The sequence below is a fragment of the Uliginosibacterium sediminicola genome (assembly GCF_039631295.1).
GTDB lineage: Bacteria > Pseudomonadota > Gammaproteobacteria > Burkholderiales > Rhodocyclaceae > Viridibacterium > Viridibacterium sediminicola.
Genome location: NZ_JBDIVE010000001.1, coordinates 76,146 through 95,614 on the forward strand (window position 1 = coordinate 76,146; position 19,469 = coordinate 95,614).

The following is a 19,469-nucleotide window of genomic DNA, read 5'->3' on the forward strand; positions in this document are numbered from 1 at the left end:
GAGGCAGGGCGAGAGCTTGAACTATCTCCTCTTAGGGGCTGCGGCGTACCATTCTGCGGCCTTTGCTTCAGCCCTGGCAGTGACCATACCGAGGTCAGAGAGAGTTCGGGAGCTCCCTGTTGGCCACCAGTGGGTACTGCCCCAGAGGTCATGGCAGCCAATGAGCTGCATAAATACGGAAACTGCGTATTTGCCAAACACGCGCATCCCGTCAAGCCCTATAGGAATGCTACTGCTTGGGCCGTCAGCCCCCTGGATGCGGAGCCTCCATAGGTAGTCCTCAAGGTCTTGCTGCTCAGTATTGCGGCCCTCGTTCAAGCAATGGCTCAGCGCGCGCGAAAAAAGCGCATGAACATTCATCTCGGAGGACAAGTCGACCAAGCCATGGCTATCGGTGGTCAAACTAGAAGCGGCATGCATTTGAACGTCTTTCCATATCTGCATGAGCTCCGACCCGGCGGCGATAAGCTGCAGCAACTGCGCCTGGCGTGAGAGCATCACGTAGCGCAGTTCATCGGGTGGAGTGATTGATGTGGCATCACAGATGTCCGCTCCGCATGTGCTGCATTGCCAGAGCTGATGTTCCTTGAAGCCGGCCCGGTAGTTAGGCAACACGTATGGTTTCTGGCACTTGGGGCAAAGCTCTCTCAGAACTGTTCCGTGCAGCGGGCATATATATGTACAGGCGATGCGCCACAACTGCCGCATATACCGAACGGCATCGCCGCGCAGGCAGAGTTCACAGTATCGATAGATAGGTCGCTGGCGCAGAGGGGCGGTCGTTAAACAAGCAAGATGCGAAGCGGAAAGTAGAGAGCCTCGCGGCCATAGGAGCGGTTCAAGACTCTCTTTGTGGCACATGACGACGCCAGAAATTGCCTCAATATCTAACTCTTCAATGCCGGCATCCATCCAATAGCCGGGTGCTTTAACTTTGAATAGGGTTTGCAACACACGCGTTGGAAGTCGAAACCCAATCTGAATACGCAAGAACCATGAGCTGAAACACTCACCCGGCAGCAGCTCCGGAGCTCCTGGTAATCGCGATAGTGTTGAATCAGGCAACGGAAGATAGAGCGAGCTAAGGCCGCCTTGCAGTCGCGCGATTCTCTTCTGACGAGATTCTCCGTTGGTCATGGGTCAAAATCGAGCTCTAACTGCCGGTCGTTGGTTTGCCGCCTTCTACCCAGCCTCCGCCATATATCATGTACATGTTGCTCGTACGCGATTCGCACAAAGCTCAGCTCCTCGTCCTGCATCTCTTGAAGAAAGTATTTATGCACTGGCCCCAAGAGTCTTTCGATGAGGGTGCCTGCTCGCGCAGAGGACGCTGGGTGCTGGGCGGTATTCAGCAACTCTCCGAATCGTCTGGGCCAATCCTCGATTGCTTGGAGAGCCTTCAAAACGATGGCGTCGGCGTCAGCCGACATCGGCTTGATACGACCGTGCCCTACGCTGTAGCGCCCCAATTCGCCTAAACAGTGCCCCAAAAACCACATTGTCTTGCAAAGTCCATCAAGACTCAGGCGGGCTAGCTGTTCATGTTCGAGGATTCCAATACCAGGGTACGGACGAAGCTGTATGTCGTACCCGCTTTGCCACCCAATGAGCTCCGACACCATGAGCCCATGAGGCGAAGCAGGAGCTCCGTCAGTGATTGCCAGGTCGCCACCACAAGCGCAATAGCGCGCCAAGTGACGATTCCATCGAATGGATTTCTTACAACACGGGCAGTGACCAACCAATGCGGTCGAATGGTGAATGCACGAAGTGTAAAAGCTAAGCATCCACTCTCCACGAATATATGCAGCATCCCGAAGGCATGCAGGGCAGACCCGTGCTCTCCTCGTGGCAACAAATGGTTCCTTTGACACCCATTGACCACAGACTTGCCAAGTTCGAGCGCCGTAACAGGTCTTTCTGGAAACGCCAGACAAAGACAACATTTCGTCCAAATGAAGTCGGCAGAAGTGTGCCAAAGGGGCTGCGTCGGCAGTTGTTATCTCTGCTTGTTTTACGCCTAGCACTTCGGATAGGACCGTGTGGATATTTCCCAGTTGATTGCGAGAAGCAACACGTGCCAAGTATCCAAAGACATCTTCGTTCCGCTCGGGCTCTACCCGAAAGATGACACGTGAGCCGGTCATGAGGCGTGCCCGAACGGAGTCGCTTCTGCGCAAGAAATTTCAAAGAATGCGTCCGCCAAGTGCTGCTTTCGAACACGCCGCTCCTCAGCTGACGCCGCGAGAAACACGGCCTCGGCCAGAAGGTTCTTGAGTCGGCGAAAGTTGCCCTGTGTCGCCTGGTGAATCATGGAAAGAAGCTCAGGCTCCGCAAGATTGGAGCGTTCCTCCATGGGCAAGGAATCATCGAGAGCTTCCAGTAGCGCCGAAAACTTTGCGTCGTTCTCGAAGGGCTTGAGATGAAGAACTCCGGCCCAACGTGTATTGGCTTGTGAGTCAGAGTTAACGACGACTTCCAAGCCTGGCGTACCTGCAAACACGAAGGCAATACCGGTCTTGTCGTAGAGTTCTTTCAGGAAATCGCCAACCTCACCGCCTAGCCGGTCCGCCGAACGGTTAATTTTGCCGGTTGTACTCAGCCACAGATGCTGTGACTCATCGAACAGGATGACCCGAACGCCACAGTGCGACATCGCATCAACGACGATTTTTTCCAAGTCACTATTATTCTGATACTTCAGCATGCCTGGGTTAATCCCCAGTATTAGCATAATTGTCAGAAGTATGTCGGACTTACTAGGCCTGCTTCTAAGTGGAATCAGCATTACTTCGCATTGCCGCCATTTTGTCGTATCAACGGGAGGGTGGCGTCGTGAAAATGCGTCTAGCAGGAACGATTTCCCTTGGCCGCCATGGCCCAGTATCCATAGGCCGCCAGGGCTCTTGCTCCTCCTGGCGCGATTGAGTAATCCCTCCATAAACCGCGCACCGACCCGAAAGTCGTCGACATTAATAGATACACTTCGGACAAACTCAGCCCGGGCGGCGGGCAACCCTCGCATAGCGGCAGCCCTAAGGGCTTGGGGCGTCTGGGGCGCCACATTAAATTCGAGCGAGTCCAGGAGCGATGGCGTCTGGCAATCCCCCCCCCCCATGTCATACCCCCCACGAATATCGCGGCGTGTTGGTAACAGGCACCTCAAGCGCCGTGGGCACAATAAGACTCTGTCCTTCGAATGGTGTGGTGACGCTCTGGATTTTTCCCTGCAGTAAGGCATTCGAGTTGATTCCTGCCGTCCTGGCAAGTCGTGCCTTTACCAAGTTTTCTTTCCTATCCACCTCTGCAGCGATGGTGGCGGCAATGTCTAGGCGCGTCTGCAACAACACATCGATTGATGGTGACGCCCCTGCGGCCGACTTTGCCTGTTGCCGCAGATACTTGTGCTGGTAAAGGCTGAGTCCCGATGCGTATTCCGGGCGGGTGCAGCGAACTTTCATGTACTCACCCGAGCGCGGATTCTTAACGTGGATGTGGCCCAAGTCCTCCAAACTCACGGCATACTCGACACTTGTATTCCGACCTGCTTTTTTCATCAGGTCGTGAAGTGCTTCATCGGAGTAGTACAGCCCCATGAATCTGACCCCTTCGTGGGACAGCATGCCTTCGTGGCGAGATCCAAGGATGATGTTCAGTTCATCAACATTGGCTGGATATGGTGGCGGCGCGTTCTGTATTCCCTCATTCCACAACTCCAAAGGTGAGGCTTGGCTTCTGCTATGAGTCTGGATGTTGTGATAATCCACTGCCCACTTGTGCAGCAGATAAATGAGCGTAGAGAAGCGAATGACCGACTGTTTTACTGGGTCGTACCCTTCTCGTTTATGTAGGGCCGCGAACGTTTTGCCGGGCATCGCTTCGAAGAAGGTTTGCTCTAGCGTCAGGAAAAAACGTTCAATGGATGATTTGAGCCATGGTGTCCTGCGTTTGCAGAGTTCGTAAAGCGAACCAAGTGAGGCGATGGCTGCTCGATACCTCAAACTCTGGAAATCCAGACCTCGGTCGGAAACATACAAAGCCCCCAGTCCGTAGGCAGGCCAGGGGTTGACCAAGTCTGGCCAACGCTCATAGGCCATCTGATGGGAATGAAGTGAGTGCTTGATAGCACCAAAAATGCTCGCTAGGCCAGTCTGCTGAAATGAGACATAGAAACCCAAGAGAATCTTGGTGTAACGGTCCTTGATGGCAGTAAGCCACGGCCGTCCAAGTGGTAGATGAACCAGGTCATCTACGGAATAGAGATTGAGAGGTGTGTGGTCTATTTCTACAGCGTCTAGCGGGCGCACTGCCGGCAGGTGGCCCTTAATCATTCTGTACTTACGGTTCGTTTCTTCCCTGCCGTACCGCGCGACATCCACTTCGTACTTGTCGAGCGAATCGATTCGAACGTAGAACGTCCTTTCCGAGACCTTCTGCAGTCGCGGTAACTGCTGACGCGCTCTGTTCCGATTTTCTTGTGCGAGCTTTGCGACGTACATTTCGTACGCCGAACGCGCACTGGGACGAGTATCAACCAGGTAATGTGCGTCTATTGCGTCCTGCACAAAGCGTTCGCTCTCTTCGTCAAATCGCTGCAGGCTAGCTCGATATGTGTTCTTGCTAATCAACGCGACTACTTCTCCGCCGCTCGATATGTACTTACGCCACCACCTACAGACGGTTGAAACGCTCGGACAATTTTGTCCGTCACCGAGCTCTCGCGAAATTTCGGGCAGTATTTTGTCAATTTTCTCCTTCTGACCGACTGAGACTCCTGCTTCGACCAGCTTGTTGATGTATTCGAGTCGTCGGAGCGCCTCCTCCTGGTTGTTTTCTGATACATCGGCCAGCCGAACCGTTGGTGTCGTTTTCAGCTCTTCGCAGATGAGTTTCTTTGGAGACGAGAATGCTCGAACGATGGTAAGCGCACCAGTAGAATATGCTTGCCAGAAATCCGCTTCGATTAAGGTCTCTTGTCGGCCAGTCTCTGGGTTCTCGAAATACAGTTCTGCCGCGTGGCGCGAACGATACTCGAGCAACTCGCTACGCCAAAGAATCACCAACCCTTTTTCGAGGAAAAATTTTGCCATGTCGATTGCTCTTCAACCGGCATCGCGTGCAGGGAAAGGTCGTTTACCAGGCGCGAAATCTCTTCGGCGCTGAGAGTCTCGAGGAAACTGTTCGGTCGGCTCGAGACTACGAAGAGGCGTCTTAAGCGCAGTGCCTCCAACAAATGACCATGGCTCAAGAGGGCAATCGTGCCGTCGCCAAGTCGCCGCATCCGCCAAGAGGCGTCTATCTGTCGGTCGACGACCCATAGCCATCTCTGCCAGAAGACCACCATACCGAGTCGAGCTGAGAACGTCCTCAAGGCGAAGCCCTCCGAAGGGTTGGTCTGGCAGGCTGACAACGGAGGTGTGCCGGTCTAGGCGCGTTCCCCAGTCGAAGCAGAGATGTTTTGTCGCAACTAAGGTCCACACATCAACCAAGGCCAACGATGTCGTGGCCAGCAACTCCGGTACCGCAAGCGGGCCGCGAGTCAGCGCTAACGTCGCCTGTTCTACGACGTGCGTGGGCACGGTGCTGTTTGCATAGCGCCACAAGAGCTCGACGTTTTCTCGGCGAGGCTGGGCTTCGAGTTGAGCGTCCACGAGGAAAGAGAAAGGGAAATGCTGCTGTCGATATGCGGCCGCGATGGCAAGGTACTTGTCGCTGCGAGACCCTCCTTTGGCAAGATGAGCCAGCGACTTCACCTCTATGCGTAGTTGTGGCACAAAGGCATCGACGATGAAGTCGGGCGTATAGCCATGCAGCCTTCCGTCCAACTCGTATGTCTCGGTAATCGGCTGGGATGAAATCTTCCGGACATCGTGGCATAGCACGAAAGTCTTGATGGCTAGCTCTTCGATGTGCGATTCGTACTCGGCGTGGTGGTCCATGAGCCCCTTGTAAAAGCCGCCGCCCGTTGTTCGATGGGGGGAGCACTCCACAAGTGTGCGAACCGCTTTAGCGGTTTTGTCTTTTGACGGCATGACTATCTCCTGTGTCTGCGGCGCAAATGCCCGCAAAAGCAGACATTCACTGGAATTCTGGATACAAAAGGCGTACAGAGCCCTTGACTTCGCTGCAGGACAAGAGAGATACTGAAAGCGCCAACAGTCAGTATTCCCTGCCTATGCAGGGCGAAGCCGGATGAGCCCCAGGGTGAGTCCGGTTTTGTTTTTTTACATTTCGCTCCCCTTGTGGTTGGTCCACTGGGCTCGGTCATGAAGGCGCACGCAGAGCTGCTCAAGGCTGAGCACCGCGCCATCCTTAAGTCCGAGAGCGACCGCTATCCGGTGACTCTGACCTCTCAAGCATTTCCGCTTTCCTTCAAGCACTTGGTACACGAGGTTTGCCGAGAACCCCTGAGCGCGAGCCCATTCCGCTACAGGAATGCCGCTCTCTTCAAACGCTCTGCGGGCTAGCCTTGCAAATTCGCCATTTCTCGATATACTAAAAACCATACAATTTGCCCAAGCGTGTTTGAAAAAGAAAGCAAACGCCTCAAATCTAACACCGTTGTGTTGATTTGTGTGGGCTTGTCACGGACTTTTTGAATGGAAGAACTGGTTCGAGCAATCTCGCCAGGCTTTGGAGAGCGGCTCAAGGAAGAGCGCGAGCGGCTTGGTATGAGTCAGACGGCGCTGGCTGAAGTGGCTGGCATCAAGAGAATGGCTCAGGGACAGTATGAGTCGGAGCTTCGGTCGCCTACTGTCCGCTATCTATCGCTGGTTGCGGCCGTAGGCGTTGATACCCAATATCTACTGTTCGGGATGCGAGGCATTCAGCTCACTGCGTCACAGCGGGGCTTGGAGAAGAAGGCGTTCCAACTGGTCGAGGGTTACGCACGCCAACAGCCGGACGGCCAGTTGGGCGCCGAAGGGCGATACGCCATGTTCGAACTGCTACGTGCGTATCTGAGCCAGCATCTTGATGATGAAGGACAACCGCAAGCCAATCTAGCCGAGCTTTTGGCGGGTTTAGGTAGCCATAGCATGGTCTAGTGGGGTGGCTGTCCTATCCCTCTTGCACTACCCCTCAAGATGAGACTGGGCTGGGCGTGCGGGTCAGGCGCGAAGTAGGGCCGAGCGTGTGCCAAAGTCATGCGGCGACAGTCATGCGCGGTCCTCCTGGACCGCCAGGTGAGGCGGCTTGGCAAAAGTGGCCGCATCAGGCGGTAGCTCGGCGACGCCTTTGCTCTTTCCAGCCCAACCGTTGTTCACGCCGGGTAATTCGCATTCGCCGTAGGCGTCGGAATGTCTATCTAAAGGCCGCTTCAGGACGAAGGGCCAGTATGTCCCGTGAGCACAGTCACCACGGACGGATTGGCTTGCTCAAGACGGTCAAGCTCTACCCGGTATCCGTACAGGCAGTGCAAACTGAGGGCGACTGCGGCCGACCGCGAATAGCCCCCTAGCAATGGACCACTATCGTGTCTATCGATGCGGGCAATCCTTCGACATAGGTACGGATGAGAACCGCTTGTTCGGCTTTAAAAGCGCGAGGCAGCTTTTGTTTGGCGCGCAAGGAGATGTCTCGATTTAGGAAGTCGACGTCTTCGAACTGCAAGCGAAGGAAGAACGCAAACCCATCCAGGGCGGCGGGGGGCGTTCTGGCGCCGTAATTGAAACCACTGCAACTGTTGGCAGACGGGGCAACTTCTCTGCCTCGGTGCGAGAGCATGCAAAGACCTGCCGACCGTTTTCCGGGGTGGGGTGATACAGCTTGCTGACAAGACTTTTCAACCGTGAGGACATGTCCGGTCTCTTCGATTCATCCGTGATTGATGATAAGCGATACATCCAGGGGGGCGGCGGAAACCCTATGCGCTTAGTCAGGCCTCACCTCTGCGAATCGCCACATTGACTTGTCATCGGGCGTGAGCCTTAAGGCCTTGCGCCGTATGGGCGGAACCGTCCCCGGAGGCGGTTCCCGGTTACCTACGATGGAGTCCATAGCGGCTCAAGCGGTAGCCTCATCCCTTCTGTGGGCAGGTCTTCTTGCCACTGGAAATTACCTGCCGCGGTAATCCCAACAACGTGATTGTCTGGGGTAAAGCTGAAATAGCCTTGCGCCAAATGCTTGGCTTGACCGCAGCGCACAGCGTGTAACCCCCAGCCATCCCAGAAAGAGTCGGTGCGGACTGCGAAGTTGATGGCGAATCTCTGCCGTTTGCTTGGGTATGCGATGGCGGAAATGGAAGGTAGCTTGTTGAAGATACTCATCGCAACGCAGGACGATACGCTGTAGTCGTCTTCCTTCGCCAAGCATTCGAACAAGAACGCGTCTGCAATTAGGAGCGATTTTGCTGCTGTTCTATCACAGGCATTGACCATGTCGTTCAGCGCCTTTTGGCTTTCACCAAAGAACCCTTTTCCAGTCCGTTGAACTATATGCAGCGCACCTATCGGTAGCACTCGAATAGATGCTCCTGGCTGAATTGCAAAATCAGCGATAACCATTCGGCCTTGCCTATCTGGTGTGCCTGCTAGTGTTTCACTGAATGCCGTATCGGTATGGATGGCAAGATACAGAACAGAAAAACCTTCTGTGTTCGCACGACCAAGCCTAGCAGGAACGTCCTTTCGCCAAATGACCTCGTCAACATTGTTCGGCAAAGGGTCCGACTCTTCAAGTTTTCTGGCCCGACGAAAGTAGCGACCGGTCAGATTCATGTCCAAATTTAGCGCCGGATGAACTTGCACTAGCCGCCGGATAAACGCCCTTTTTTCATCTAGGGTATAAGTTGAGAACGCTGCAATTTCGGCAATTAACCCGTCCAAAGGGAGTGGCGGAAACTGCTCTGTAATCGTCGGCATGGTCGTTTTTAATTGGCTGCAGGGATGTCAACGCCTTCGTTGACTCTATAAGCAAACCCAGCCCAATCGCTAGGCGCAGGTTTTCTGGTACATGGGAGACAAGTTGTTTGCAGCATCAAGGGAGTCTTTCAAACGGAAGGAGGCTGCGGCGCTTCGGCTCTGAGGGCAATTCTTGCGTTTGAACATGTGGAAGGAAATCCGGCAAACGGTGACAGGGCCCGCTATCCATCAGATGGATAATGGGTGATGCCAGAGCCCCTGCCCCTCTATGATTTCTTGCCCCGGGGCTTGCTGGCGCGCTGACGAGGAGCCGCCGCGCGGGTCAACATCAGCGGGTTAATCGATGGGATGGGTGCAATCACGTCAAGCCAGGACTCACGTCCCAGCGCGCGAACGACCTGAATGAGCGTCCGCAGCGACGAGCCAGCCCCGTTCTCAAGGTTGCGTAACGTGCGAGGGCTGATGCCGGCCCGCTCGGCCAGTGTGGCCTGGTCAAGGTTGCGATGGATACGGAGAGTCTTCAGCCGCTCCCCGAGCTCTACCTCAAGCTCAGCTGACGTTCGATGTTGCTGGGTCGCGTTTGTCATCGTTACTTCGCCACCGCCTGCTCACAATAACAGGCAATATTATGCCGCTTGTTCCGCCGTGGGCAATCTAAGCGGCAGATTATTGCCTTTTGTTGCAGATGGAGCGCACGATGGCGGCCGCTGCAATTGCGGTCGCCGGACGCTACTTACGGAAGGTCACTCCATTGAACATGCTCTCGATGTCAGCGTCATGAGGGGTATCGAGGTCATCGGGCACCTCGAACATTCCTTTGGCGACGCCTAGCCGTTTCCCCGTCACAGCGGCCACGGGGACCAGTTTCGCGACTGGGTGCCCAGCCCTAGTTATGACCACCTCGTTCAACTCACCCCTCTCTAGGCTCGCGACGAGTCGGGACAGCGAAGTTTTGGCCTTTGCGATGTCAACGGTTGCCATGCCCCTCATCTCCTGAATCACGCAGTCGAAGCCATGCCTCGGCTTACTGCCACATTTTAGGCTGTAGCGCCCAGGTGCCGTTTGGCAAACGGCCCTCGTTACCCCTGTGCCGATGGCAATGGTTCGAATTGCATCCGCTCGTTCATTGAGACTGGCGTCCCAGCTCGGTTCGCATCTTTTGGATGAGTCGTTCTCCGTTCACGCAGAGAGTTGTCACGGCTTCCGTCTGCGAAATCGCCCAAGCGGTGGATAGTCCGTCTGCAACTCGCAGGCTGTGCCAAGGCATTACTGGCTCTCCCTCGTACTTCGCAAATGGACCATCGCTTTCCGGCACCACTCTGTCTCGCGGCATTTGTGCGACCAACTTGCGCCCATTGGCCGACTGAAGCATTGCAGGCCCCACGCTGAACCAGCAACCAAGGGCCACGGCCCTCCGCAGAAGGCTCGGAGAATCAGTGAACCAGTGAAGCACGGCTAGCCCAAACCCTTCATGAGCCTGAAGAGTGTCAAGAACCTCAGCTGCCGCCGCCCTGGAATGGATACTTAGTACTCGCCCCCCAAGGCTTTGGCAGCGTTGTATCACTGCCGTGAAGATTTGCAGCTGCAACTCAAAGTGCTGCCGGTATCGCGCCGACCCATCGAGTCCAACTTCTCCAACAAGTTGGCTGTGTTGAATCTGTTCCAAGAGCTGTGGCAACTCACCTTGTTTCTTGTCGGCGACTTCTGGATGCAGTCCCGGTGATAAGGACAAACGAGGGTGTGTCGGCAAAATCTCAGAGGTTGCGGCAAACGCTCTTGGACTGGTTGTGACGAGCCAAGTAAATTCCACTCGGCGCAAAGTCTCGGCGTAGACCTTTCTGGCATCGGGATACAAGTCTAGGTGGCAATGGAAGTCCATCAGAGCAGGCCATCCCGTTTGAGCAGGGCAGCAAGTTCAGCGAGACCTGCTTGCAGCACTTGCCGGTAGGCCGGACGCTCCGCAGGTGAGGCAAAGACAAGAGTTCCACCAAGGAAGCTATCAAGGCCTCGCTCTTCAGCGGAGAGCACAGCAAGCGCAGCAGCCATGGGGTCATCTGGGCCACTCATCTTGTCGGAACCTGCCAAAGAGTCATAGACATACTTCGTGGTGTCTGCGGATGGGTCCCAAGCCAGGAAGGCTGCCTTGCGAATCATGCAAGGAACACATCGACCACAGTGCTTCCGGTTGTAAGTGCGGAACCGCCCGCAGCTTGTTGAATTGGCCGCCCATTGGCGTATCAATGCTTGATTGCGACATTCAACAAGCATCTGTCCCTTGGTCTTGTAGCGGTACGGCAGCTCAAGCGCTACCGCAATGTCCAGACCGGTAAGTAGTTTCTGCAGCAGTTCAATGAATAGAGGGTGGGTCGTACGGGTGCTAAGGCTCGCAACGCGACCGGGAACCAGAGGAGGATTTACGCAGATGAATCCATTTTCCGGCACAAAGACTTGGGCAGGCGTACCAGGGATGCGTGACGCAGCAAGTACAGCGAAGGCATAGAACGCAAGGGAGCGTGCGCGAGTGGAAGGCTCTCGCAGCCCCTTGAAGCTAATGCCATGACTCCATTGCTGATGCGTCGCTGCACCGCCCAGAATTTCAGCGTAGTGTTTCTGTCGAGGGGAGTCCTCATGCGCCAACTGCGATACGAACATCGGTTTGCGCCCATCAGCCACAAGGTTGATGCCTCCAATCAAACTGTCGAGCCCACCTGACAGGAGGCAAATGCAATCACGGTCGTGTTCCTTGTCCTTGCCATCAGGAGGTGGGGCGCCTCCTTCTACGAAGTACACCGTCCAGTAGTCGCCGGTGAGGACTTTGAGCATGTTTTCAATGTGGCCCTTCCATGGCGTCCATCTCAAGGGCTCATGGAGACCTACAGTCAGCTCAATTTTCCGAGTCCATCCATCAGCGCTGGAGCGACGCAGACTCGCAAGGTCGGCGGCACAGACAGCGAGGCAAAACTGCACAAAATCCCACACCTGCGGGCTCGGCCTAAAGCCTTTTCGTTTCAGAGATCCTCGCCAGCTGTTAGCAATAGTGCCAACGCCATCTCGCTTGGCACTCTTGAAAAAGGAAAAAGCACGTTCACCATCCCTCAGATTTACAGGGATGTAGTTTGCCGTGGTACAGATGATTTTTGTCATGCGGCGAATACCTCCAGAGTCGAGGTAAGAACCTCGTGAGCCAACCGCTGAGGGTCTGCTTGGAGGGCTCCGTGTCGCTCCATCACCACCCGTACTTCGCTGGTAACAAATTCCTTCACGTCGTTTCTGTACAACTGGATTTGATGCGCGTCGTACTTCAGCCGTTCGTACGTTTGTCCAAGCAGCAAGTCCATGCGATTGCAGACATCATTTGCAATTGTGAAGCCGATAACCTCTCCGATTTGTTCGTCTGTCAGCGCGAAGATGTCGACTTCGGGCATCAGTTCGTAGAGCTGACCCAACGCTTCGGCGGCTGCATTCCGTAGCGACTCCTCGTCTACGCTTCCTGTATCAGGAAGTACCTCCCCCAGCAGCTCAAGAATCAGGTCATTGGCAGATAAATTCGCCTCGCGAACTCGCTGCACCCAATCGACTATTCGAGGGTCTGAACGGTCTCGCGCTGCAGCGAGAAACTGGCCTAGCTGGCCTGCGCCCTGCGCAGTTCGGCGCATAGTGGACGCAGCTCGCCGCGGCCCCCCCATGCCTTTGCTGACCATGCTTTTGGCGGCTGAGCGCAAAGCATCACGCCCCCCGCCTGACAAGAATCCGGACATATGCGTTCGTGCTGGGGCAAAGCGCCGACTGGGTGCAAGCTCCCCAGTTTCGCCCCCTTCAGGCGCAGTGGAATCGTTCTGGCTTGAGCCGCTGCTGTCCGCGTCCCCATCTGCGTTCGCCACACCTTCTCCATCGGTGCTTTGAGTGCCACCTGACGCAGCTCCGGCATCACCACCAGCCGCGTCAAGCCATTCCGGGTCAAACGGAGAGCCAGAGCCGCCACCTTTGCTGGATGTTGACGTCCCCACTTAGCGCCCACCTTTCTGCTTGCCCTGGATTGCTTTCTTTGAGGTTACTGACAAGTCTGGCTGTTCGGCCCACTTGTCGACAATGGGACGCGCCCAATTTTGCTCATAGAGGTAGGGAATGATGCCTGGACCAATGGCGGGGATGGGAGCCTGCGCCAATAGCGCTGTCGCAGAGGCAGAGAGCTCCGCATACACCTTGCACGGTTCAACAAGCGTCACGACGTCCTCTGCTTGCCGCCAGGTCCGCTTTGCTGCCCTTAGCTGCCAAGCTCTAGCCATGGCTTTGCCGGCCTGATGGGCTCCGGCGGCCTGAATGGCCGAGGTAAGGGGAGCGTTGGCGCCTGTCGCTACTACAAGAGCATCTCGCAATGCGCGGCCTTCTTCTGACATTTCATCAGAGCCAAAGTCTCGTGTGGCGCTATCTCTACTCAGGTGCAAAAGGGGACGAAGGTCCTCCTCTCCCAGTGCAGGATGAAGCTGGAGCCATTCTTTGGTAAAGGCCGTTTCCTTGAATGGTTCTGTTAGAGCTCCGTCCGCACGAGCCGCTTCCTCCGCTACCCTAAGCGCGTCGACTCGACCGTCTGCAGCTGATGTAACCAGCGCGGCAAGAGCGTTCGCCAACGGTTCGTCACACCGTTCAAGGAGGTGCCATTTGGCAAGCGCACGCACATCCAGTTTGATACCTTGCGGTTCGGCCAACGCGGCGCGCAAGAACACGGTATTCAAAAAGCGCTTCATGAGCCGAGGGTTGGCGTTCACTGCACTTGATTGCGCCAGCAATGGCGCCAACTCTCCTGCTAAGTCCATAAGGTCGAGCGCGGGGGCGTTGCCCAGACCTGCGAGGCTGTGCAGAAAGTCCTGTGTGATGGCGTCGCCACGCCAACTGGTTTTCAGGCGCTCCGGGAGTGCGCTAAGCGCATGTTCAAAGGTAATTTTGTCGACTCGGCCTTCGACGTGTTCGCGCTGCAACAACAACATTGCCAAGTACCCCTTGGCTTCGTTTACACCCAAGCGGGGAACATGCAAAGGCACCTGAATAAGTTTGTCGAAGTAGTTCGTTGCAACATCACCGGTGATGCCTGTTCCTTCGAAGTGCACTCTGACTGCACCACGAATGAATTCATTGTCTGCCGCGATAACAAAGGCGCTTCGCTTGAGGAATAACAGCAGTCGAATGGACTCCAAGGTAGAGATGGCTGTGCGAGGAAGACAGCGGTCTAAATCGTCGACGAACACAACCAACGTAATTTTTAGCTCTTCCAGAAGCTCCTCAAGCGCATCGCGGAAGGCTTGGATTTCGCTCGGTAGCGAGACAGGCTCAGCAGACCTCAACAACGCTTGGCTCTCGCCCTCATCCTGGTCGTCGGGGTCGTCTGCTCCACCGGCACCCGACTTGAGGATGTTTCCGCATTGCACGATGGCCCGACCTATGACTCCCACCGGAACACCGGTTGCGATGGTAGCCGCGGCTTCCCCCCCGAGCTGCACCAAACGTAAGAGGTTGATCCGCTGCAAAAGCCGCTTAGCCTTCTTGAGCAAAGTCTCGTCATTTGCGGCACGTCGCAGCACCTCGTCTCCAACCAATTGAAGAAGCGCGTTTCGCGATGTTTCAAAATCCTGGTAGAGCCACGGGTTGAAGGTCACAACAACGTAGGTGTTATCACTGTGGCTGATTGCATCGCTCAAACGTGCGGCAACCATGCGAACAAGTGACGACTTGCCTGCACCCCAACCGCCGGACACCCCAATGGAAATGGGCTCGCCACGCGCCTGCTGAAGCAGCTTCGCGCAGGCGTCCGCAACCACACCGAAGTTGAGGTAATCGACAGTTGTTTCGTTGTCATGCCACATGTTCCTTATTCTCCGCGAACGCCCTGCATATGACTTATTGCTATTTCAAATAAATCTTCCGGGTTGCTGCATCCTAAGGATTTGGCTCAAGTAGCGCGGTGACGTTGCTGAGCGCTCGGGTCCACTCCTTTGCGATAAGTGCCTTTAGCTCATCCTCCAGTCTCTTTCGAGCCTCGTTGTCGAACCACCCCTTGTTATGGGCTGCAACTCTGCTCTTGTAGCCAGGACCTTGCCCCCACTCATCCATGCACTTCTGCCAGAGCATCGGGTCAGCCTTGAGAGCATCCTTGAACACCGTTTGCCCCATCAATTGCACCTTGCGCAAAAGCTCCTCGTACGACGCGGTAAGCACCCTTTCCGCTTGCGTCAGCAGGTCAGCGGCTTCGACATAGCGCGGAGTGGCAGCAAGGATTTTGCAGTGGCCAGCAAAGTCGTGCGCCGCGTTTTCGAGAGCGATTACCGCTAGGCGCCGCGCACCGTAGCCGATGTGATGGGAATAGCTCAGCTGCTGCCACTCTCCCTCACGGCGTACCGCAGCTCGGACGGTGCTCGCATACGCCACCTGTATTTGGGCAAGCAGGCTTTCTTGAACGTGCGCTTGCACCGTGGGAACTGCTGCGTTCATTGATGCCCAAGTGCGCAACGTCTCGCCCGCGTCTCGCAGAACGGCATGGATACGTTCTTCACCATGGTTTTGCAGGAGTGCGCGGGCTCCTGTCATGGCGTCATTGATGCGGGTACGGAACGAGGCACGGGCACAATTGAGCCGCTCAAGTAAAAAACGTTGTGCGTTGGCCGCGGGGTCTTCGTTCGCGTTGTAAAACGCTATTCCGAGGGTCTGCAGCCCAAGTGGCTCCAAAGCCAGCGCAATTTGCTCGCCCTTCAGCTCGTAGCCCTCCTGTACGCTTTCCACCGAAATGCTTGTTGCGTCATCTTTCATGGCTAGCGCCTCAGCTGGCCTTGGCAGCACGAGAAGAGCAGAATTGACGTCCAGCGTCCGAATACCAGCGTCCTTGGCGCGTTCGAGAAGCAAGCGGGTCTCCGCAGCCGGCGCGTTGTTGAATTGGGAACACAAGATGGCAAGCGTGTGAGGGTCATCGAAGTGGATTTCGATGTCTTCGCGTGCTGCGGTTCGGTCGATGCCTTTAGTGTCAATAAACCGCACCGTAAGGTCAGCCGCCTGGAGCAGCTTGTCCGGAATGACCACCTCAATGCGGCGCGGCAAGGTGAAATCAGGGCTTCTGCCGTTGTTGATGGCAGAAAACATATCCCGCAACCATGCCTTGGGCGATTTGCCGGTAGCGCTGTCGTACCAAACGTCTCGTTTGTCGCGCCTATGAAGGTCCATGCGACTCAGCACCTCCACGACGAACTCACGTTGCGTGGCGAATTCGGCAGCAAGCTGTTTCGCCGGGTCGACTGTGATGCGCTTACCGTCGGCGCCCTTGGGCCTTTGAATTGGCAAGCCAGCCATGTTGCGCAGAGCTCGCGCCACCTCTTTGGAAATTCCTTGAGATTCCTGCCCGCCAGGTCCATCGTCGTCAGGGGACGGGGCAGCTCTCAAAATACTGTCCGCCAAGTCCTGGACGTCCTGGCGCAACTCGTCGTCGCTCTTAGGCTCGACGATGAGGCCGAACCCGGGCCCGGTGCGCAGATGCACCTCGCATACTGTAATACCCCCTCCACCGACCTCAAGGACTGGGGTCAGCGTTCCATCCTCCTTTGGAACCTCCAAGCCAGTCATCTTGCAGATAGCCGTAGACTTGCCTACCCCAATGCTGCCAATGAAGGCCACTTGGTGCTCCCGCTTGAGGAGCATCGCGGCACCACGTTCGAGCTCATCAACGTACTCAGAAAGGCGACGCTCGAAGGCGTGCGGTGTATCTGGCTGGTCACGCAGAACTACCAGCTCTCGAGCGACCTGTTCGGCTTCCCACAACAGGTCCTGGTCCGCGTGGTCCAGCGGCGGCCGCGGCAGCACCCGCCAGCTGCGGCGCAAAGCCTTCGCAAGGTCCTCCGCTTCAGGCGTAGCCAGTTGGGTGAGAATGTCTTGAACTTCTTCAAGGGTAACCGGCCTGTCGCCGCTTTCTATGCGGGACAGAACGGCCGGGCTGAGCGAGACGCGCTTAGCCAAATCTGCTTGCTTCACGCCGCTGCGCTCGCGCACCAGCAGGAGATGCCGACCGAGTTCGAACGGTGACCAGCCTTCATCTGTCATAGCAATACCCTCTAAACACGAAAGAATGCCTCAAATCTCTGTATCTAGACCGCACAGACACCTCGACTTCAACCTTCACTTTAGAAAGCCTTCCTGAAATAACAATATTTTTGTGAAACCTTGCTCTGAAGGCGTCAGCTGGCAACAAGCCTGACGGTTGTGGGCGTTGCGGAACTCGGTGAAGAGTAGGGGCGTCCGACCCTGTATGCGGGTTGTTCATGGAGGTCTACGAGGTGCGTCGGTACAAATTTCAGTGAGTGACGCTAGTGGGGGGCGTCTGGAAGGCCTGGGGCACTCGCTTGGGGGCAAGAAGTAACACCTGTGCAAAGTGCAGGTGAATGCATAACCTGAGAAAACTATGAACTTCTGCTTTTCGATAGCAAGGCTTGCATTTGAGCAGCCGAGCGTCCGGTAGCACGAATTGACGGCCACCCCGGGTGGCCGTTTTCTTTTATTTGCCCGCCTGAGTGGAACTCGCACCGCACCAGATTTTTTTATTGAATCAGTTTTTCCTGAAGCATTGCTATTACGGTAATCCCCCCTAAAAAGAGGCTGCCGAGTCACGACGCATCTCAGGCAAGTCTGCCATGTAGGACAGGGCTCATAACATGTTGGTTTTGGAAGTGTGCATCCGTAATAGACTAGCGTTTTTTCTTATAATCAACGGGGGCGTGGATGACCAAAACTCGCACAAGATATTCGTCATTTTCTGCGTTCCAAGCTGTGCCAAAGGCTACGTCATATGCGTTATTTGGTGCTCGCCGCTTGCAATTGGCTCAAGGTGTCTACTGTGAGCTCCGCGAATAGTGGTCCTGTGCAGGTACTGTTCGTCGACTTTGATGGTGTTCTACACGACGCGAATGAGGCCGCGTTTGACTTCGAGGCGCATGTGCTGCTCGACAATCCTCGGCTATTCGAACACATTCCTCTGCTTGCAGAGGCGCTTGCGCCTTATCCCGAATTGCGCATCGTTGTCAGCTCTGATTGGCAATCACTCTTCGATGATGCAGCTTTGGTGCGTCTTCTAGGACCTCTTGGCCCCAGGTTTAGTGGTGTGACTGAGATGCGTGCGCAGACACGTGCTGACTCCATCCTGCGCTGTGCGCAGCGCCTTAAGCTAACCTCATGGCTTGCACTTGACGACAACGAAAGCGTAGTCAAGGCAAGTCGTACGGACTCACGCTTTATCGCTTGTCCTTCAGATAAGGGTATCAGCGATGCTACCGCTTTGCGCGCACTGAAGAAGCGACTTGCTGTGGTCGTGTAGGCAGGGTGAGGTGGCCAGACTGGCGACGAGCACCTTGCTGTCCGCGGCTCTGTCACAGAGCAATAAAAGGCAATATTTTGCCGTTTAAGTGCATTTCCTGAATATAAACAGCAAAATATTGCCTTTTATTTTGGGCGGGGTGTGGAAAGGGGGGGAATTGGCAACGCCAAATTTGCACCCATTCCGACCATTAACCCGTTGACGCTCTCTCGGAACGCCTCGCCGCGCCAGCGTGCAAGTAAGCCCAGAAGCAAGAAATCATGAGAGTCGGAGAACGCCGTGCCTGTACGAGAGCGCCTCACCGCAGAGTCAGTAACAGATGCGTGTGTAGCTTGACAGGGCGGTTGCTTGCCTGGACGCGCTACAAGACCTGAGCCACCCATGAACCGAAGTGCGCTAAAACACCTCCGTAAATAGGCTGCCTTTTCAATGAACCGGCTGCAGCTTGCCGCTGTGGATGTTGATGGGGACGACCTGCTTCCCGCACCTCGTTTTCCAGTCAAGGCGAAATGACGACAGCTAGCTCTCAGTTAATGCGTCTTGGATTCTCTCGTTATGCGTCCATGCTCGGCAGAAACCCTTGTCTGGCAAGCGATGGTTTCTCAGTTTTCTTGGCCTCCCACACAAAGAACTCGCTGCTCAACGCTGCGTGGCTTGCAGGTGGCAAACGAACCCACGCCGCATAGAGGGTTCAAGTTGAACTGCGAAAGGTTCAAGTTGAACTGCAAACGACATCAATTTACAAGGCGCCCCTTGAAATACCCTGGGGGCGCCCCTATTATTAGCACTCGTCAGGGGTGAGTGCTAACAGCCAGCGCCGCGCAAGTTCGTGGCCGCACCCCCGCCTTTCGGGAAATGCCTTGTGGCTTTTTCTTTTGTTTCAAACACATATCCTTCTTTTCAGGAGCGAAAATGAGTATTCGTCCTTTGCATGACCGCGTGATCATCAAGCGTATTGAAGCTGAGCGCACCACGGCCAGCGGTATCGTCATCCCCGACAGCGCAGGTGAAAAGCCCGATCAAGGCGAAGTGCTGGCAGTGGGCAATGGCAAGATCCTCGAAAACGGCAGCGTCCGTCCGCTCGACGTCAAGGTCGGTGACCGCGTCCTGTTCGGCAAGTACGCTGGCCAGACCGTCAAGGTCAATGGCGAGGAAGTCCTGGTTGCCCGTGAAGAAGATATTCTCGGCGTCATCGAAAAGTAAAAACGGGTGCTGCGCTACTGCGCGGCCCGATCTCGATCCTGCGATGCTCGACGTATAGAACA

At 55.5% G+C, this 19,469-nt stretch carries 17 protein-coding genes; 3 read left to right on the forward strand and 14 right to left on the reverse strand.

The genetic code is table 11. From position 1 onward, the window contains the following. Positions 1-21: 21 nt before the first annotated feature. The 6 genes from ABDB84_RS00410 to ABDB84_RS20040 all read right to left on the reverse strand — a co-directional run bounded on the left by ABDB84_RS00410 (position 22) and on the right by ABDB84_RS20040 (position 6,506). On the reverse strand, positions 22-1,137 hold the full coding sequence (locus ABDB84_RS00410; RefSeq protein WP_345917687.1) for a TniQ family protein: 1,116 nt from the start codon (positions 1,135-1,137) through the stop codon (positions 22-24). After that, positions 1,134-2,147 (reverse strand): TniQ family protein, encoded by a 1,014-nt coding sequence (locus ABDB84_RS20035; RefSeq protein ID WP_428715054.1) that lies wholly within the window; start codon positions 2,145-2,147, stop codon positions 1,134-1,136. The genes ABDB84_RS00410 and ABDB84_RS20035 overlap by 4 nt, the downstream gene beginning before the upstream one ends. After that, positions 2,144-3,118: a TniB family NTP-binding protein gene (locus ABDB84_RS00415; RefSeq protein WP_345917688.1), complete on the reverse strand. Its 975-nt coding sequence runs from the start codon at positions 3,116-3,118 to the stop codon at positions 2,144-2,146. The genes ABDB84_RS20035 and ABDB84_RS00415 overlap by 4 nt, the downstream gene beginning before the upstream one ends. Position 3,119: 1 nt before the next feature. Then, a complete protein-coding gene (locus ABDB84_RS00420) occupies positions 3,120-5,090 on the reverse strand; it encodes a hypothetical protein (RefSeq protein WP_345917689.1) in 1,971 nt (656 codons plus the stop codon). A 12-nt stretch (positions 5,091-5,102) separates the two neighbouring features. Next, complete coding sequence (locus tag ABDB84_RS00425) at positions 5,103-6,032, reverse strand: hypothetical protein (RefSeq protein ID WP_345917690.1); 930 nt, start codon at positions 6,030-6,032, stop codon at positions 5,103-5,105. A gap of 192 nt (positions 6,033-6,224) precedes the next feature. After that, positions 6,225-6,506, reverse strand: a complete 282-nt coding sequence (locus tag ABDB84_RS20040) for a DNA-binding protein (protein WP_428715055.1) — start codon at positions 6,504-6,506, stop codon at positions 6,225-6,227. Between the two features lie 93 nt (positions 6,507-6,599). On the opposite strand from ABDB84_RS20040, the gene ABDB84_RS00430 reads away from it, so the two are divergent. Next, entirely contained in the window at positions 6,600-7,046 is a 447-nt protein-coding gene (locus tag ABDB84_RS00430) for a helix-turn-helix domain-containing protein (protein WP_345917691.1), read from the forward strand. A 936-nt stretch (positions 7,047-7,982) separates the two neighbouring features. On the opposite strand, the gene ABDB84_RS00435 is transcribed toward ABDB84_RS00430, so the two are convergent. The 8 genes from ABDB84_RS00435 to ABDB84_RS00460 form a co-directional block, all read right to left on the reverse strand. After that, the gene (locus tag ABDB84_RS00435) at positions 7,983-8,861 is read right to left on the reverse strand and encodes an RES domain-containing protein (protein WP_345917692.1); all 879 of its coding nucleotides are present in this window, start codon (positions 8,859-8,861) and stop codon (positions 7,983-7,985) included. A gap of 266 nt (positions 8,862-9,127) precedes the next feature. Beyond that, the gene (locus ABDB84_RS20045) at positions 9,128-9,448 is read right to left on the reverse strand and encodes a helix-turn-helix domain-containing protein (protein WP_428715056.1); all 321 of its coding nucleotides are present in this window, start codon (positions 9,446-9,448) and stop codon (positions 9,128-9,130) included. 142 nt (positions 9,449-9,590) lie between these two features. After that, positions 9,591-9,842, reverse strand: a complete 252-nt coding sequence (locus ABDB84_RS00440; protein ID WP_345917693.1) for a type II toxin-antitoxin system Phd/YefM family antitoxin — start codon at positions 9,840-9,842, stop codon at positions 9,591-9,593. Between the two features lie 142 nt (positions 9,843-9,984). Continuing rightward, positions 9,985-10,740, reverse strand: coding sequence for a Qat anti-phage system TatD family nuclease QatD (gene qatD / locus ABDB84_RS20050; protein ID WP_428715057.1), 756 nt, complete (start codon positions 10,738-10,740; stop codon positions 9,985-9,987). After that, on the reverse strand, positions 10,740-12,005 hold the full coding sequence (gene qatC, locus ABDB84_RS00445) for a Qat anti-phage system QueC-like protein QatC (protein ID WP_345917694.1): 1,266 nt from the start codon (positions 12,003-12,005) through the stop codon (positions 10,740-10,742). The genes qatD and qatC overlap by 1 nt, the downstream gene beginning before the upstream one ends. Beyond that, on the reverse strand, positions 12,002-12,562 hold the full coding sequence (qatB, locus tag ABDB84_RS00450) for a Qat anti-phage system associated protein QatB (protein WP_345917695.1): 561 nt from the start codon (positions 12,560-12,562) through the stop codon (positions 12,002-12,004). The genes qatC and qatB overlap by 4 nt, the downstream gene beginning before the upstream one ends. A 306-nt stretch (positions 12,563-12,868) precedes the next feature. Then, positions 12,869-14,719 (reverse strand): KAP family P-loop NTPase fold protein, encoded by a 1,851-nt coding sequence (locus ABDB84_RS00455; RefSeq protein WP_345917696.1) that lies wholly within the window; start codon positions 14,717-14,719, stop codon positions 12,869-12,871. Positions 14,720-14,792: 73 nt separating this feature from the next. After that, positions 14,793-16,937: a helix-turn-helix domain-containing protein gene (locus tag ABDB84_RS00460; RefSeq protein ID WP_345917697.1), complete on the reverse strand. Its 2,145-nt coding sequence runs from the start codon at positions 16,935-16,937 to the stop codon at positions 14,793-14,795. Between the two features lie 742 nt (positions 16,938-17,679). Between ABDB84_RS00460 and ABDB84_RS00465 the strand changes: the two genes are divergently transcribed. Together ABDB84_RS00465 and groES are read left to right on the forward strand one after the other, a co-directional pair. Beyond that, positions 17,680-18,204, forward strand: a complete 525-nt coding sequence (locus ABDB84_RS00465) for an HAD domain-containing protein (RefSeq protein ID WP_345917698.1) — start codon at positions 17,680-17,682, stop codon at positions 18,202-18,204. Between the two features lie 912 nt (positions 18,205-19,116). After that, the gene (gene groES, locus ABDB84_RS00470) at positions 19,117-19,407 is read left to right on the forward strand and encodes a co-chaperone GroES (RefSeq protein ID WP_345917699.1); all 291 of its coding nucleotides are present in this window, start codon (positions 19,117-19,119) and stop codon (positions 19,405-19,407) included. Positions 19,408-19,469: the final 62 nt, after the last annotated feature.